At 72.2% G+C, this 15,940-nt stretch carries 13 protein-coding genes; 9 read left to right on the top strand and 4 right to left on the bottom strand.

The genetic code is table 11. The features are described from left to right. The first annotated feature begins 83 nt into the window (after nt 1-83). Nucleotides 84-752, top strand: coding sequence for a DUF1365 domain-containing protein (locus Afe05nite_RS25680; protein WP_203819758.1), 669 nt, complete (start codon nt 84-86; stop codon nt 750-752). 116 nt (nt 753-868) lie between these two features. Here Afe05nite_RS25680 and Afe05nite_RS25675 read toward each other — a convergent pair whose 3' ends face one another. After that, nucleotides 869-4,000 (bottom strand): diguanylate cyclase, encoded by a 3,132-nt coding sequence (locus Afe05nite_RS25675; protein WP_203819757.1) that lies wholly within the window; start codon nt 3,998-4,000, stop codon nt 869-871. A gap of 244 nt (nt 4,001-4,244) precedes the next feature. On the opposite strand from Afe05nite_RS25675, the gene Afe05nite_RS25670 reads away from it, so the two are divergent. The 4 genes from Afe05nite_RS25670 (at nt 4,245) to Afe05nite_RS25655 (ending at nt 8,372) form a co-directional block, all read left to right on the top strand. Then, complete coding sequence (locus Afe05nite_RS25670; RefSeq protein ID WP_203819756.1) at nt 4,245-4,673, top strand: ATP-binding protein; 429 nt, start codon at nt 4,245-4,247, stop codon at nt 4,671-4,673. A gap of 123 nt (nt 4,674-4,796) precedes the next feature. Further along, a complete protein-coding gene (locus tag Afe05nite_RS25665; RefSeq protein ID WP_203819755.1) occupies nt 4,797-5,183 on the top strand; it encodes an ATP-binding protein in 387 nt (128 codons plus the stop codon). 137 nt (nt 5,184-5,320) lie between these two features. Further along, nucleotides 5,321-6,127: a SigB/SigF/SigG family RNA polymerase sigma factor gene (locus Afe05nite_RS25660; protein WP_203819754.1), complete on the top strand. Its 807-nt coding sequence runs from the start codon at nt 5,321-5,323 to the stop codon at nt 6,125-6,127. A gap of 67 nt (nt 6,128-6,194) precedes the next feature. Beyond that, entirely contained in the window at nt 6,195-8,372 is a 2,178-nt protein-coding gene (locus Afe05nite_RS25655) for a PAS domain-containing sensor histidine kinase (protein ID WP_203819753.1), read from the top strand. Nucleotides 8,373-8,539: 167 nt separating this feature from the next. Here Afe05nite_RS25655 and Afe05nite_RS25650 read toward each other — a convergent pair whose 3' ends face one another. From Afe05nite_RS25650 to Afe05nite_RS25640, 3 genes are all read right to left on the bottom strand, one after another. Further along, complete coding sequence (locus Afe05nite_RS25650) at nt 8,540-10,099, bottom strand: PstS family phosphate ABC transporter substrate-binding protein (RefSeq protein WP_203819752.1); 1,560 nt, start codon at nt 10,097-10,099, stop codon at nt 8,540-8,542. 310 nt (nt 10,100-10,409) lie between these two features. Continuing rightward, the gene (locus Afe05nite_RS25645) at nt 10,410-11,114 is read right to left on the bottom strand and encodes a VIT1/CCC1 transporter family protein (protein WP_203819751.1); all 705 of its coding nucleotides are present in this window, start codon (nt 11,112-11,114) and stop codon (nt 10,410-10,412) included. A gap of 105 nt (nt 11,115-11,219) precedes the next feature. Next, entirely contained in the window at nt 11,220-11,798 is a 579-nt protein-coding gene (locus Afe05nite_RS25640; protein ID WP_203819750.1) for a DUF2231 domain-containing protein, read from the bottom strand. A 156-nt stretch (nt 11,799-11,954) separates the two neighbouring features. On the opposite strand from Afe05nite_RS25640, the gene Afe05nite_RS25635 reads away from it, so the two are divergent. The 4 genes from Afe05nite_RS25635 to Afe05nite_RS25620 are packed head-to-tail and all read left to right on the top strand — an operon-like array spanning nt 11,955 to nt 15,811. Continuing rightward, nucleotides 11,955-13,373, top strand: coding sequence for a ferredoxin reductase family protein (locus Afe05nite_RS25635; protein ID WP_239118182.1), 1,419 nt, complete (start codon nt 11,955-11,957; stop codon nt 13,371-13,373). Nucleotides 13,374-13,404: 31 nt separating this feature from the next. Then, complete coding sequence (locus Afe05nite_RS25630; RefSeq protein ID WP_203819749.1) at nt 13,405-13,866, top strand: FMN-binding protein; 462 nt, start codon at nt 13,405-13,407, stop codon at nt 13,864-13,866. 26 nt (nt 13,867-13,892) lie between these two features. Beyond that, nucleotides 13,893-14,570, top strand: a complete 678-nt coding sequence (locus Afe05nite_RS44650) for a response regulator transcription factor (RefSeq protein WP_275407509.1) — start codon at nt 13,893-13,895, stop codon at nt 14,568-14,570. Then, nucleotides 14,567-15,811 (top strand): sensor histidine kinase, encoded by a 1,245-nt coding sequence (locus Afe05nite_RS25620; RefSeq protein WP_203819747.1) that lies wholly within the window; start codon nt 14,567-14,569, stop codon nt 15,809-15,811. Before Afe05nite_RS44650 ends, Afe05nite_RS25620 begins: the two co-directional genes overlap by 4 nt. Nucleotides 15,812-15,940: the final 129 nt, after the last annotated feature.

The raw sequence follows: 15,940 nt of genomic DNA, 5'->3' as shown, positions 1-15,940 counted from the left end.
CCTATGCGAACGGTAGCCGTCATCGGTGCCGATGCCCGGCCGGCCGCCGGCGGTGCGGTGGCCCGGTCGCTCGGGGTGACCCGGTGAGGCCCGCGTTGTACGACTGCGCCGTGCGCCACGTGCGGGTCACCCCGGTCGAGCGCGCCGTCTCGTACCGCACCTACCAGTGGTTCGTCGACGTCGACGAGCTGCCCCGCGACCGGTGGCTCGCGTCCTTCCGGGCGGCGGACCACTTCGGCGACCCGGCCGCGAGCATCCGGCAGAACGTCGAGGCCTACCTGGCCGGGCACGGCATCGACCTGGCCGGCGGGGCGATCCGGCTGCTCACCAACGCCCGGGTGCTCGGCCACGTGTTCAACCCGCTGAGCGTGTACTGGTGCCACCACGCCGACGGGCGGCTCGTCGCGGTCATCGCCGAGGTCCACCACACGTACGGCGCCCGGCACTGTTATCTGCTGCACACCGACACGCGCGGCCCGGCCGAGACACCGATGGGCTTCTACGTCTCGCCGTTCGACGAGGTCGCCGGCGACTACCGGACGAGCCCGCCGGAGCCCGGCGGGCGGCTCGCCCTGACCGTCGCCCTCGACCTCGACGGCGGGCGGCGGTTCGTCGCCTCGCTGCGCGGCCGCCGCCGGCCCGCGGACCCCGGCTCGCTGATGCGCATCGCCGCCCGGCATCCGCTGGTCACGGCGGCGGTGAGCCCGCGGATCCGCCGCCGGGGAATCCGGCTCGCCGCCATCGGGGGCTGAACGCCGGCATCGCCGACGCCTCCGGCGTGCCGCCGAGCGACGTCTCTGCGGCTCCGCCGGCCGACGACAGCAGGACCGAGATCGGGTACGCAGTGACCGGCGGGGCGGCGACTCGGTCAGCGGGCGGCCCGGATGGTGTCGCGACCCCCGCTCTTCGCCGCGTACAACGCTTCGTCGGCGCGGCTGAGCAGCCGCTCGGCGGTTTCGGTGCCGTCCCAGGTGGCGTAGCCGATGCTGCACGTCTGCGCGTCGGGGCTGGCGGTGCGGACCCGGTCGAGGACGGCGACCGCGTCGTCGCCGGCGCAGTCGACGAGCGCGACCGCGAACTCCTCACCGCCCCAGCGCACGATCAGATCGCCGTCGCGCAGCACGTCGGTGAACGCGGCGGCGCAGCGGCGCAGCAGGTCGTCGCCGGCGGGGTGGCCGTAGGTGTCGTTGTAGCGTTTGAAGTGGTCGAGATCGATGATGGCGACGGTCAGCGGCTGCCGGTTGCGGCGGGCTCGGGCGAACAACCGGGGCAGGTCGGTCTGCCAGGTACGGCGGTTGGCCAGGCCGGTGAGGGTGTCGGTGTGCGCCATCCGCTCCAGCCGGCGCAGCAGCTGTTCGTGGATCATCGCCAGGGCGGTCTCGTCGGCGAGCAACGCCATCGCCCGGGCCCGATGATCGCTCATCGACTCGGCCCGCGCCCGCCAGAAGGCGATCAGCACGGCGACGACCTCGTCGCCGGCGACCACCGGCTGCGCCAGCATGGAACGGGCGTCGATGAGCTGCTGGAGCCGGACCGAGACGCGGGGGTCGGCGGCGATGTCGGGCACGAAGATCGCCGCGGCGCCGCGGTAGACCTCGACGGCGACAGCGCTCTCGTCGAGCGAGATCCGCGTGCCGACGAGCGGGGCGCCGATGCTCGCCGTGACGCTGAGCCCGGTGCCGGGGCCGGTCGAGTCGGGCTCGACCAGGCCGACGTAGTCGGCGTCGGCCAGCTGCTGAATGGCGGCCATGATGGTGGTACGCGCGTCCTCCCCGCTGCGGATCCGCCGGGAGACCGCCCCGACCGCGGCGAGCAGTTGCTCGGCCTCCTGAGCGGTTCGGGTGGCCGCGCGCTGCTGATCGGCCAGGCGGTGACGTTCGGTGACGTTGGTGCTGATCCCGTCGGCGAACAGCCGGTCGCCTTCGCGGCGCGGGGTGGCGCGCGTCCACACCCAGCGGGTGATGCCGTCGCCGCCGTGTACCCGGCATTCGATCTCGGCCGTTCGCCCGTCGGCCACCTTGCGCTGGAAAGCGGCGAAGGCCGGCATGTCGTCCGGATGCATCCGGCCGGCCATCTCGGCGGCCATGTCGGCGTCGGTGGGCAGCACGGTGCCGAAGACGCCCGAACCGTCGGGGCTCGCGTAGACGGGCCGCGTTCGACCGTCGGGAGTGATCTCGATGGTCCAGACGTAGTCGTTGACCCGGTCGATGACGCGATCGAAGTCGCGGCGCGTGGCGGCCAGCGCGAGGGTGAGGTCTTCGGTGTGCCGGCGCTCGATGAACCGGCCCACATGGGTGCATGCCGCGTCCAGCATCGCCGAGGTTCCCTCGTCGTAGAGCGGCCGGCCGCCGGTTGCGAAGGTCAGGACGCCGAGCACCACGTCGTCGGAGCGGATCGGGACGCCGACGCATGCCCCGAGGCCCGGGTGCGGGGAACCGGTCCACAGCTCGGTGCCGCGCCGCCACACCTGTTCGGTGAGGTCCGTGAAGGCCGCCGGGTCGGGCGGCTCCCGCAGGTCCGGGTCGCAGTACGTGCCGGCCGCAGCGATGTGTTCGTGGGTCTCGTCGACCTGCCAGTACTGTCCGCACGCCCAGCCCAGGGTGGCGGTGATGGCGGCGACCGCGCCGGCGGCGGCGTCCTCGGCGTTGGTGGCGTCGGCCAGTGCGCGAGTGACCGCGTGCCGGGCTCGGTGCAACTGTTCGGCATGATGTTGTTCGGTGACTTCGTGCATCGTGGCGACGGCGCCGAGTCGCCGCCCGTCGGGACTGTCGATCGGCTTGGCGTTGGCGACGAATCGGCGCGGTGGCCGGCCCGGGGGCTGCACCACGAGGTTCTGTCCACTCACCGTCTCCCCGGCGAACGCGCGTCGCAAGGCGATCTGGTCCGGTCCCAGTGGCGTCCGGCCGTCCTCGGCGTACAGGTGATAGTTGTCGGCCCAGCCCTCCCCGCCGCCCTTGGTGGGGTCGATTCCGTGGATCTGCCGCAACGCCCGGTTGAACAGGCTCAGCCGGCCCGCGCTGTCACACGCGACCACGCCGGTGTCGAGGCTGTCGAGCAGGGTCTGCAGGAAGGTCCGCTCGTCCGCGAGCTGGTCCTGCCGGTGCAGCCGGTCCCGTTCGGCCGCGTCGTCGACGGTGATGTCGCGCAGGAACAGATGGAATTCCGCCGGCTCGCCGGTCGTGGCCTGCACCGTGACCTCGGCCAGCAGCGACCGTCCGGCGGTGTCGACGACCGATTGTCGCAGCCGCGCCACCGACAGCGGCATCCGTGCCGCCTCGGCCAGGTCGGCCAGGAACGTGTCCCGGTGCCGGGCCGGCAGGATCAGGGACGTGACCGGCTTTCCCACGGCGTCGGCCGCCGGGCAGCCGAACATCGTCTCGGCCGCGGTGTTCCACTCCAGCACCCGGCCCTGCTCGTCGACCGAGATGAAGGCGTCGCGGGCACCGTCGAGCACCGCCCGCATCCGCGCCGCCGAACGCAGCAGCTCGGCCTGCGCCGACCGGGCGGCGATCTCCGACTCCGCCGCCACGGCAAGATCCCGCAGGACGGCCAGTTCGTCGGGCGTCCACTGCCGGGGCCGGGAGTCGATGACACAGAACGAGCCGAGTACCCATCCCGCCGGCGTGCGCACCGGGACACCCGCGTACGCGACCGCGGCGTACCGCTCAATCGCCGCGTTGCCGGCGACCCGCTTGTCGGTGCGCGCGTCGGTGATCACCACCGGCTGCCCGTCCCGCACCACCAACCGGCAGTACGAGTGCGCCAGCGGCAGCTCCCGGACCCCCGGCAACCCGTGCGCCGACCGGAAGACATGCGTCGTGTCGGACACCAGCGAGACGGCCGCAACCGGCGCCTTGACAAGTCGGGCGGCGAGGTCCGTCAGCCGGTCCAGTGCCGGGACCGCGGCTACCCCGATCAGCCCGGACGTCCGCAGCGCACGTAACCTGCCCGGATCTTCGAGCGGATCATGGACGGGCATGCCGTGGGGCGGCTCGTTCACTTTCTCCTCATCGGCCACTGGAAGGAACTGCCGGATCGGCCACCCCGGTCCGACGACCGGGCTTCGCCACCTCAGACGCTAGTTCCAGATCGCGGCACGGACCGTCGAATCGTGCCGGTCCACGAAAACGGCGCGTGGTCGTTCTCGCCGGCGGCCGGAGATCCGTCCCCGGCAGCGTGACGAGTGCCCGAAAGCGACGACCGGCGATGCTTCAACTGGTGGGTGGCCGGGCAATGCACCGGCCATGAGCCACCTTCCGCAGGCGCTTCCGCCGGACGCCGACGTGCTGAACACCTGGGTCCTGGACAGCACCGTCGAGCTGACCGGGTTACGCGCCGCTCTGGGCACGGCGCTGCGAGGCTCGGACACCGGGGACGACGACCGGCTCGGCGATGTGCCGGAACGGATGCTGCTGGTCGCGACGGAGCTCGCGACCAACGCCATCTGTCACGGTCTGGCGCCCACCGAGGTCCGGCTGCTGCGCGCCGGTGAGATGTTCGTCCTCGACGTCACCGACCACGACCCGGACACCGTTCCGGCGCCGACGGCCGCCAGCCCGCAGGACATGGGTGGCCGCGGGCTCGCCCTCGCTCAGTCGTTCGCGCTGGATGTCGGCTGGTACAGCACGCCGTCGACCAAACACGTGTGGGCGACCTTCGCCAGCACGAACTGACCCGGGGCGGCGGGTCACCGGCCGAGTCCGGCCACGGCAGTGCCTCGACCGGCGTGCTCGGGCGGGTACGGCATGATGGACGTCGGACGCGGCGAAACGGGGGTGCAACGGGCGGTGGAAGTGATGCGCTGGTCCTTTGCCCACGGCGAGCCGGCCGGGCCGCTGCGTCGGTGCGCGCAGGCCGCCTTCGCCCCGTGGCTGACGCCGGACGACCTCGACGACGCCATGGTGGTCGTGTCGGAGCTGGTGCAGAACGTCACCCAGCACACCAGCGGCGGCGGTGAGCTCGTGCTCGTCGCCGAGGCCCGGACGGTCACCATCGAGGTGCGCGACCACAGCCCGGTGCTTCCCGAGGTGCAGCCGCCCGATGCGCATCGCCTCGGCGGCCGGGGGTTGTTGCTGGTCGCCGGCATCACCGTCGCCTGGGGTGTGCGGCCGGAGGAGTCCGGGAAGGTGGTCTGGGCGCGGCTGTCCACCTCGGCCGCCGAGCCGGCCGGCGCGGCCGCGTAACGACCCGGCGGGTGACATCCACCTTTCGGCGGCGCAACCAAGCTGATCGTACGAGTTTGAGCAGACCAGCGATTCGGGCATGTACGGTGGGCGCGCCGAGCCGCTGCCCGGCGCCGAACACGCGAGGAGTCTGCTCCATGACGGTTGTCGCCAGCCCCGCCACCAGCACCGTGCAGACGGTCGAGGAGCCGGCGACCGCCGACCGGGCCGGTGAACTGATCGCCGCCCTGGCCGCGCTGCCGGCCGGGCACCCCTCGCGCCCCGCCGTGCGGGACCGGACCATCGAGGCGTGGATGCCGCTGGCCCGGCACCTGGCCAACCGGTACGCCGGCCGGGGCGAGCCGACCGACGACCTGTTCCAGGTGGCGCTGGTCGGCCTGATCAAGTCGGTGGACCGGTTCGACGCCGACCGAGGCGTCGAGTTCGCCGGGTTCGCGATCCCGACCATCGTGGGCGAGCTCAAGCGGCACTTCCGCGACCGCACCTGGTCGATCCGCGTGCCGCGCCGCCTGCAGGAGCTGCGCCTGGCGATCACCGGCGCCAACACCACGCTGACCCACACGCTGGGCCGGTCGCCGACGGTCGCCGACATCGCCGCCCACCTCGAGATCAGCGAGGAAGACGTCCTCGAGGGTCTCGAAGGCGCCCGTGCCTACAACGCGACCAGCCTGTCCACGCCGATCAGCGCCGACGGCAACACCGAGCTGGGCGAGACGCTCGGCGGGGTGGACCGGGAGTACGAGCACGCCGAGACCCGGCTGGCGCTGGCCCCGGCGATGGCCGCGCTCGACGAGCGCGAGCAGAGGATCGTCAGCCTGCGGTTCTACGGCAATCTGACCCAGTCGCAGATCGCCGAGCGCGTCGGCATCTCGCAGATGCACGTGTCGCGTCTGCTGACCAAGGCGCTCGGCAAGATGCGCGGTCACCTGGACGCCACCGTCTGAGCCGACGTCGGCATCGATCCGGCATCCGTTCCGCAGCGCTTCGGATTGTTTATCCTACTATGTCCGAATGGGGCATGAGGATGATCAGGATGGCACGGGAAGCCGGGAGGAGCGGGTCGACCATCAATCCCTGTTCCAGGCCCTCCCCACACCGGTACTGGTCCTGGACAGCGCACTGGTGATCGTCGAGACCAACGAGGCCTATCTGACGGCCACCATGCGCCGGCGCGGTGAACTCGTGGGCCGGCCGCTGTTCGCCGCGTTTCCCGACAACCCCGACGATCCCTCGGCCAGCGGGGTGCGCATGTGGGGCGCCTCGCTGCAGCGGGTGCTCAGCGAGCGGGTCACCGACGTGATGGCGATCCAGAAGTACGACATCCCGCGACCCGGAGGCGGGTTCGACACCCGGTACTGGGCGCCGATCAACGCCCCGGTGTTCGGCCCCGACGGCGAGTTGCGGTGGATCCTGCACCGCACCGAGGACGTCACCGCCTACGTGCGGTCCCGCCGAGGTGAGGCGGCTCCGGCCCAGGACCTCACCGCCGAACTGCGGGCGCGTACCGAACAGGCGGCCGCGGAGGTCTTCGCCCGGCGCGAACTGCAACAGCGGAACGAGACTCTGCACGCGCTGCTGGACAGCCTGGACACCGCTGTGGTGGGGTGCGACACGACCGGTCGGCTGGTGCTGTTCAACGAGGGTGCCCGGCGGTTGTTCGGTGACGTGATCGCCGACGGCGTGCCGATCGGACACTGGACGCAGCTCCGGTGGCTGTTCCACCCGGACGGGCGGCGCATGCGGGGCGAGGACGTACCCCTGGTGCGCGCTCTGCGTGGTGAACAGGTCCGCGATGCCGAAATCATGGTCTGGGCTCCCGCCGCGCCGCGGCGCTTCTTCCGGGTCAACGGCCGCCCGGTCAACGGTCCGCCCGGCCTGGCGGCGGTCGTGGCGTTGCACGAGGTCACCGCGCATCGCCACGCCGCCCGCTACAAGGAGTGCGAGCTGGAGATCTCCCGGCTCACCGGCCGGCCGGACCCACCGGACGAGGTGCTGTCCGACATCGTCGAGGTCATCGGCCGGACGGCCGGCTGGGTGGCGGTGGAACTCTGGCTCGTCGACGACGTGGCCCAGGTGCTGCGCCGGGCGACCGGCTGGACGGAACCCGGTTTCGACCTGCCGAGCCCGGCGCCCGGCCCGCTGCTGCCCGGCCAGGGCCTCGCCGGTCGCGCCTGGCAGAACTCGGAGCCGGTGTGGGCGGCCGACCTGCCCGCCGACCCCGTCGCGGCCCCGCCGACCGGCGACCGGGGGCCGCTGCTGGCCGCCCTCGCCACCCCGGTGCCCAGCGGCACAGCCATCCTGGCGGTGCTGGTCTGCTACAGCGACACCGCCGAGATCCCGGACGACGCCCGCACGGCGATCATGACCGGCGTCGGGGCGCACATCGGCGAGTTCCTCGCCCGCCGCCGCGCCGAACGCCTCACCACCGAGCTCGATCAGTCCCGCGACGAATACATCGCCCTGGTCGGCCACGAGCTGCGGACCCCCTTGACCAGCGTGCAGGCCTACACCGAGATGATGCTCGAGGAACCGGACCTGACCGCGGAGCAACGGTCCATGCTCGAAGTGGTGCAGCGCAACACCGACGCCCTGCGCGGCATCGTGGTGAAGCTGCTCGACGTGGCCGGCATGCGCTCCGGACACATCGACATGCACCCGCAGCCGATGGACCTGGCCCCCGTCGTGCACGCGGCCGTCGAAGCCGCTCGGATCATCTCGACGGCGCCGGTCTCGATCGACGCCAACACCCCGCCCGCGGCACCCCTGCACGGCGATCCGGCACGCCTGCGCCACGCCCTCGACGAACTGCTCTCCAACGCGTTGACCTGGGCCACCCCGGGCAGCACGGTGGGCGTCAACCTGCACACCGACGCGCATGCCCTGACCCTTGCCGTGTCCAACACCGGCAGCCGCATCCCGGCCGACGAACGCGACCGGCTGTTCGACATGTTCTTCCGCAGCGACAGCGCCCGGCACGGCGGGATCCCCGGCACCGGCCTCGGCCTGACCATCGCCCGCACCATCGTCGAACAGCACGGCGGCACCCTGTCGGTCAGCGAACCGGGCGAGGCCGCCACCACCTTCACCATCCGCCTGCCCATCCACCAGCCCGCCCCCGCGCCGGATCCCGAGCAGAACGACGGCCGGGCCGACGGGAACTTCGAGACCACCGACACCCCCTTCGCCTGATCGTCGACCTGTCCGGCGTCGATGCCATCAACCTGGGCACCCTCGCCGCGGCGTGCCACCTCGGCGACGATTACCGGGTAGCCGTGTTCCTCGACCGGGCGTCGTCGGCGCTGCGGGAACGCCTCATCGTCTCCGCAACGGGGATCCGGCCACCTGAGACAGTTCCGTCAGCGCGACTTGCAGAGTTCCTGGTGTGCGCTGCAGGGCGGATACCCGGCGTTCCGCAATGCCGCCCCCTGCGCCGGGCTGGTCAGGTAATCCGCGTAGTTCGCCGCCAGCGCGGCCCCGTCGGCCCGGTAGTACGCGTGCTCCACGGTCCAGAACGGATAGCCGGCGGTGATGTCCTGGATCGTGCCGGCGCGCCCGTCCAGCGTCACGATCAGCAGACGCGCGTTCGAGCGGGTGGCGTCCGGAGCGTCCGCGTAACCGATCGCGCCGGCGAGCTGACCGACTCGGCTGACGACCGCCGAGGTGGAACTCTCCTCGCACAGGAAGGTCTTCGACTTGTCCACGTCGTCCTGGTCGGCGCAGTTGGTCGAGGTCCGCTGGCCCTGCGACGCCTGCTGGCGGCCGTTGCCGAGCACGTACCGTTCGAAGGCGTTGCGACTGCCGGACTGACCCCGCGCGACGATCCTGACAGGCAGGTCGGCCAGCCGCGGATCGACGTCGGCCCAGCTCTTCTGCCGGCCGTCGAAGACCCGGCGTACCTGGGCGATGGTGAGGCTCAGCGTTCCGCCGGCGGCGGGGAAGACCTTCTGGTTCACCACGATGGAGTACGGGACGACCGCGACCGCCCGCTGTGCCGTCCTCGCGGTCACCGAGTCGTCGGCCAGACCGTCGGACATCGCCACTCGCTGGACCTTGTCGTTCGCGGTGATGCCGGCCTGGAGCTCGGCCAGGCCCTGTCCGCTGTTGCCGGTCCGCACGGACACCGTGGCCTGCGTGCAATAGCTCGAATAGGACCCGGCGACCTGGGCGGACGCGGTGGCGAAGGCGCTGGATCCGCCGACGACCAGGGTACCTCTGCTGCAATGCGGCGGGGACTGGGTCGGCCGGGTGAAGTAGAGCAGGCCGGCGGCGATCAGCGCGCCCAGCGACAGCGAGGCGATCGACACCGTGGCGATCCGCCACCGCCGTGTGGCGGCCCCGCGCGGCCGGCGGGCGTCCACGACGTCACCGCCGCGGATCAGCCCCGACACCGTCACGTCCTCGACGCGGCCGCCGCCGCCGGAGAGCAGGATCAGCAGTTTGAAGCGCTCGCCGGAGTTGAGGTGCTTGCGCGGGAGAATGACCGCGTTCTGGTCGATGGCGATGCCTTGCGAGATCAATTGGCCGAGCTCGCGTGGGTGCGCGTCGGTCACGTCCACCGTGCGCACCGTGCCGTCGGCGAACTCGATGCGGGTGGCGGCACGGTAGTCGTCCTCGCCGATGTCCGAGTCGCTGTCGTTGGTGATCCGTACGACCGCCAGCGACGGGCTCACGATCAGGTTGTCGTTGCGGTCGTTGAGGCGTACCACGTCACCGGCGTCGGGCGGATCGAGGCCGAGGCGGGAGTTGAGAAGGACGTTGTAGAGCAGCTTGCGGCGCTGTCGGCTCCGTTCCCGGCGGCGCAGCAGGACGTTCGCGACGATCGGCAGGACGACGCCGAGGATCAGCGACGTGAGCCCGGCGCTGGTGAGAAGTGACTGACCGAGTTCACTGAAGACGCCCCCGAGAATCCCCGTCACGGCGCTCAGGTTATCGATCGGTCCGCCCGTGGACACGGATGTCGCCCGCCGTTCCGCGAGCGTTCAACCGGTGGTTCATCAGTGCGACATGCATCTATCCCGACGGTTTGTAGGAGCCGAGCGGGGGAGAGGCATGGACACACTGCTCGCGGTCCGGGCGCGAGGCATCACGAAGTGCTTCCCGATGCGCGCCGCCTTCACCACCAAACCCGACTTCACGTCGTACGCGGCGCTGCCCAACCGCACGTCGCTGACGCTCGGGCCGTCCACTCCGCCGTCCTGCCGAGAAGGGACGCCGCCGCGGTGGGGGTCACCCCACGGTGTCACCGACCAGTTGCCCGATGCCGAAGGTGACGGCCATGGCCAGGGCGCCGCCGGCGACCAGCCGCACGACGGCGCGGGGGATGCCGGCCGAGCCCAGTTCGGCGCTGACCACGCCGGTGACCGCGAGCGCGGCCAGGACGACGCCGAAGGTGACCGGGACGCGCACCGTGGGTGGCGGGAGCAGGATCGCGGTCAGGGGGAGCAGCGATCCGAGGGTGAAGGCGAGTGCCGAGGCGCCGGCGGCGTGCCACGGGTTGGTCAGGGCGTCGGGGTCGATGCGGAGTTCGGCGTCCGCGTGGGCGGCGAAGGCGTCGACGGCGGTGAGTTCTTCGGCGACCTGCCGGGCGGTGGCCGGGGTCAGACCTTTGGCCCGGTAGATCTCGGTCAGTTCGTCGAGTTCCTGGTCGGGGAACTCGACGAGTTCGGTGCGTTCCTTGGCGAGCAGGGCCCGTTCGGTGTCGCGTTGGCTGCTGACCGACACATATTCGCCCAGGGCCATGGAGACCGCGCCGGCTACGAGGCCGGCCGCCCCGGCGGTGGCGATCGGTCCGCTGGACAGGGTTGCTCCGGCTACCCCGACGACCAGGCCGGCGGTGGAGACGATGCCGTCGTTGGCACCGAGGACCCCGGCGCGCAGCCAGTTGAGCCGTCCGGACAATCCGCCGGCGTGCGGTTCATCGGGGTGCGGCATGGCCTCGTCCTCCGTTGCTTCGTCGGTCGGATGACCATCGTCGTTCGCCTCGCGGGGCCGGGGAAGAGGCAGCCGGCCCCCTTCGCGGGGGCGCGTGCCCGGTGCTCAGTCGCCGTCGGGCCGGTCGGAGCCGGCATGTGCTGGCGCGGAGGTGAAGCTGTCGGTCCAGGCGGCCTTGGAGCCGGAGTCGCCGATGCGGTAGGTCTGCAGGACCGCGAAACCGGCGATGACGACTGCCAGCACCATGACGATCCGGGTGAGGGTCGTGGACAGCGGCGCCAGGTAGGTGCGGCGGCGAGTTGCCGTCGTGATCGACGAGCCCCCGGTCTCGGCGGCCCCGGCCCCGGCCCCGGCCCCGGCCCCGGCCTCGCGGTGCCGCCACCAGATCACCAGTGCCAGCAGGGCGACCGGGACGGCGGCCCAGATGGCGGTGTCGCCGAGCTCGGTGTGGGCTCGTAGCAGAGCGGTCTCGTCGACCCGGTGCTCGAGCCATTCGCCGGCGTCGGTGGTCACCGGCACCAGGGCGACGACGAGCACGGACAGGATGGCGTTGGGGCCGGCGAAGCGCCGTCGTGCCGCCGGCCAGACCGCTGTCAGCACCAGCAGCAGCGCGGCGAGCGGGAGCAGGACGACGATGGCGTGCACCAGCAGGATGTGGGCCGGTAATCCGTTGACGGTGCTCATGGAGTTCCTTCCGGTGCGGCAGAGGAGGACCCGGCGGAGCGCGCTGACGGCCGGCTCCCGCCTCGGCAAAGGCTAGGGAGTGAATCTTCGAGTTCTCCCATTTCTGGCGGCGACGCTGGACCGGTCAGCCGAACAGGAAAAGGAGCGAGAGCGGTCATGAGCTCGACGAACGTGATGGGCCGGGTCCGGCTCGCCGGCTCGGGCAGGCCCGCCGCCCGGCGAACTCCCGGGCGGCGCTGGTGGGCTGATCTGGCCGGCTCGGCGGCACTGCTCAGCGTCGTCGCGGTGGTCGCGTTGTGGCTGCACGACGGCGGGATCCGCGCCTTCGCGCAGCCGGGTGGCCCGGCCACCACGGCCGGCCGGCTCACCGGCCTGGTCGCTTCGGACCTGCTGCTGCTCCAGGTCCTGCTGATGGCGCGGATTCCCGGGGTGGAGCGCGGTTACGGGCAGGACACGCTGGCCCGCCGGCACCGGGTCGTCGGGTTCGTATCGTTCTGGTTGATGATCGGCCACCTCACGCTGATCACTGTGGGCTACGCGCAGTCCGGCGGTGCGGGTGTCGTCGCCGAGGCCTGGGATCTCGTCGTCACCTATCCGGGCATGCTCCTGGCGGCCGCGGGCACCGGGCTGTTGTTCCTGGTGGTGGTGCTGTCGGTCCGGCTCGCTCGGCGCCGGCAGCGGTACGAGACGTGGCACCTGATCCACCTGTACGCGTACCTCGGGGTGGGTCTGGCCCTGCCGCACCAGCTGTGGACCGGCGCCGACTTCGTCGCCTCGGCACCCGCGCGGATCTACTGGTGGGGTCTGTACGCCGCGACGCTGGGCGCGGTGGTGGTGTTCCGGGTCGGCCTGCCGGTGTACCGATCGGCTTATCACCGGCTGCGAGTGCACGCGGTCGTGCCGGAGGCGCCCGGTGTGGTGTCGGTGTACCTGCGGGGGCACCGCCTGGATCGGCTGCCGGCCCGGGGCGGCCAGTTCTTCCTGTGGCGTTTCCTCGACGGGCCGGGCTGGACCCGAGCACACCCGTACACGCTGTCGTCCGCACCCTCCGGTGATCTGCTGCGGATCACCGTCAAGGAGCTCGGCGACGGCAGCTCCCGGGTGGCGACTCTACGACCCGGTACCCGGGTGCTGGTCGAAGGTCCCTACGGCGCCCTGACCGCCGATCGCCGCGCCGCCGGGCGCAAGGTGCTGCTGGTCGCGGCGGGGGTCGGGATCACCACCATGCGGGCGCTGCTCGACGACTTCGCCCGCTCCGGGGCGCAGGTGACCCTGCTGTACCGGATTCGGCGGCCGGCGGACGCCGTGTTCCGCACCGAGCTGGACGAGGCGGCCCGCCGCGGCCTGGCCCGGGTGATCTACCTCGACGGCGGCCGGGCCCGGGCCGGCTCCTGGCTGCCCGCCCAATTCGCCCGGGTCGGCGACCTGGCCGGGCTGCGCCGGCTGGTGCCCGACGTCGCGCAGCACGACGCGTTCGTCTGCGGGCCGCCGCCCTGGATGGCCGGGGTCCGGACCACGCTGCGCGCGGCCGGGGTCGACCCCGACCACATCCATGCCGAGGAGTTCGCCTGGTGAGCCCACCGCACCGACCGGGGAGACGATGAGAATGCGCCGGATAACCCTGCTGATCGTGTCCACCCTGGCCGCTCTCGTGCTGCTGTTCAGCTACCGCACCAGCACCGGCGGCACACTGCCCGGCGCCACCTCGGCCGCCGCCGCACCGGGTGTCGTCCCGGACGTGTCCTCGGCCCCGCCGTCCGGCTCTCCGTCGCGCCGTCCGGCCCCGCGGACCACGACCGTCAACGGCACGGTGGCGCAGACCCGGTGGGGGCCGGTCCAGATCCAGGCCAGGATCGTCGGGAAGAAGATCATTGACGTACGGGCGCTGCAACGGCCGACCGGCAACAGCCACGACGACCAGGTCAACGCGTACGCCCTGCCGGTGCTGCGCCAGCAGGTGCTGCAGGCCCAGAGCGCCCGGATCGACGGCGTCAGCGGGGCCACCGTGACCAGCGACGGCTACCGTGAGTCGCTGCAGGCCGCTCTCGACGCGGCACACCTGGGATGACTGGACGGGCCTGCGACAGTGACATCATGACCGACGCTGTCCTACCCGGGGCCCGGGTCCTGGTGGTCGAGGACGACCGCGAGCTGGGCCCGTTGCTGGTGCGCCTGTTCCGTGGTGCCGGCTACGAGCCCGACCTCGCCCCGGACGGGCAGGCCGGGCTGCACCTGGCCCTGACCCGCCGCTACGACGCCCTGATCCTGGACCGGGGACTGCCCGCCATCGACGGCCTCGACCTGCTCGGCCGGCTGCGGCGCACCGGCATCACCGTCCCGGTCCTCGTGCTGACCGCGCTCGGCACCGTCGCCGACCGGGTCGCCGGGCTGGACCGTGGCGCCGAGGACTACCTCGTCAAACCGTTCGAGGTCGACGAGTTGCTGGCCCGCGTCCGGGCACTGCTGCGCCGGCGCCCCGCGGTGGGGGAGCAGATGGCAGTCGGCTCGGCGACCTTCGACCTGCTGGCGCGGACGGTGACCGGTCCGGACGGCTCGGTGACGGCCCTGTCCGGCCGGGAGAGCGATCTGCTGCGGCTGCTGGCCCGGAACCCGGCGCGGGCGTTCACCCGGGAGCAGATCGTCGCCCAGGTCTTCCCCGACGCCGCGGGCGTCGCGCTGGTCGACACCTACGTGCACTACCTGCGGCGCAAACTCGGGCCGGCGGCGGTCGCCACCGTACGAGGTGTCGGTTATCGGCTGGGCAGCGGATGAAACGCCTGGGCGGAGTCCGGACCGACCCTGATCAGGCTCTGCTGCTGCGGGCCCGGCGGGTGATCGCGGTGCAGACCGCGGCGGCGATCACGGTGAGTCTGCTCGTCCTCGGCGCGCTGGCCCTGGTCGTGATGATCCACAGCCAGAACACCGCCGCCGCGACCCTGCTGCGGCAGACCGCGGCGACCGCGGAGGACGTGGACGATCCGCCACCCGGTGTCTGGATCTTCATGCGGGACGCCGCCGGGCGGATCGACGCCACCGAGGACGCCCCCGCCGGACTTCCCGACCGGGTGACGCTCGACCGGGTTCGCGCCGGCGCGTCGGCCACGACCACCCGCATCGACGGCCGCGAAGGGGGCTACCTCGCCCTGACCCGGCAGCGGGGGACCCGGACCGTCCAGGTCGTGATGAGCCGGCACGAGCAGCACGACGAACGCGAACGGCTGCTCGGCGCGCTCCTTGCCGGCGAGGTGGTCGGTCTGCTCATCGCGGCGTTGTCGGCGGCGCTGCTCGCCCGTCGCGCCACCGCCCCCCTCGCGGAGGCGCTGACCCGGCAGCGGCAGTTCGTCGCCGACGCCAGCCATGAATTGCGGACCCCGCTGACCCAGCTGCACACCCGGGCGCAACTGCTGCAGATGGACCTGCGCGCCGGTGCCGGCCCGGCCGAGATCACCACCGATGTGGACCATCTCGTCACCGGCACCCGGCACCTCGGCGAGGTCGTCGAGGACCTGCTGCTGTCCACCCAGCTCGGCCGTCGCGACGACTCGCGGGCCCCGGTCGACCTGTGCACCGTCGCCGCGGAGGTGATCACCGAGCAGGCCGGCCGAGCCCGCAACCAGGACGTGACCCTGACGCTGGACCCGGGCGCCGGTGGGCCGGCCGTGGTCCGCGGCCATCGGGCGGCCCTGCGGCGGGTGCTGACCGCGCTGGTCGACAACGCCTTGAGCCACACCTCGGCGGGTGGACACGTGAGCGTCGCCGTCGGCCGGGAACACGCCACGGTCACCGTGGTGGTCCGTGACGACGGCACCGGTTTCGACCCGGCCGACGCCGAACGCCTGTTCGCCCGGTTCGCCCGGGCCGGCGGCAGCGATCACCGCCGGTTCGGACTCGGTCTCGCCCTCGCCCGGGAAGTGATCTCCGGACACGGCGGCACCATCGAGGCCTGGGGCAGCCCCGGGCAGGGCGCCGCCTTCACCTTCCGGCTGCCGCAGGCCAAGGACGACCTGTCTTGAACTCGGCACCGCACAGTGCAAGACGCTCCCGCACCGCAGACCCGCGAGTGAACTGACCGACAGGTCGCAAAGACCTGCGTCCAGCAACCCGGCCATCGTAAGGTCCGCTGAGAGATCGGCACGGGCCGG

This window comes from Paractinoplanes ferrugineus, assembly GCF_016862195.1.
Taxonomy (GTDB): domain Bacteria; phylum Actinomycetota; class Actinomycetes; order Mycobacteriales; family Micromonosporaceae; genus Actinoplanes; species Actinoplanes ferrugineus.
This window is presented reverse-complemented; position numbering and strand designations above follow the sequence as displayed.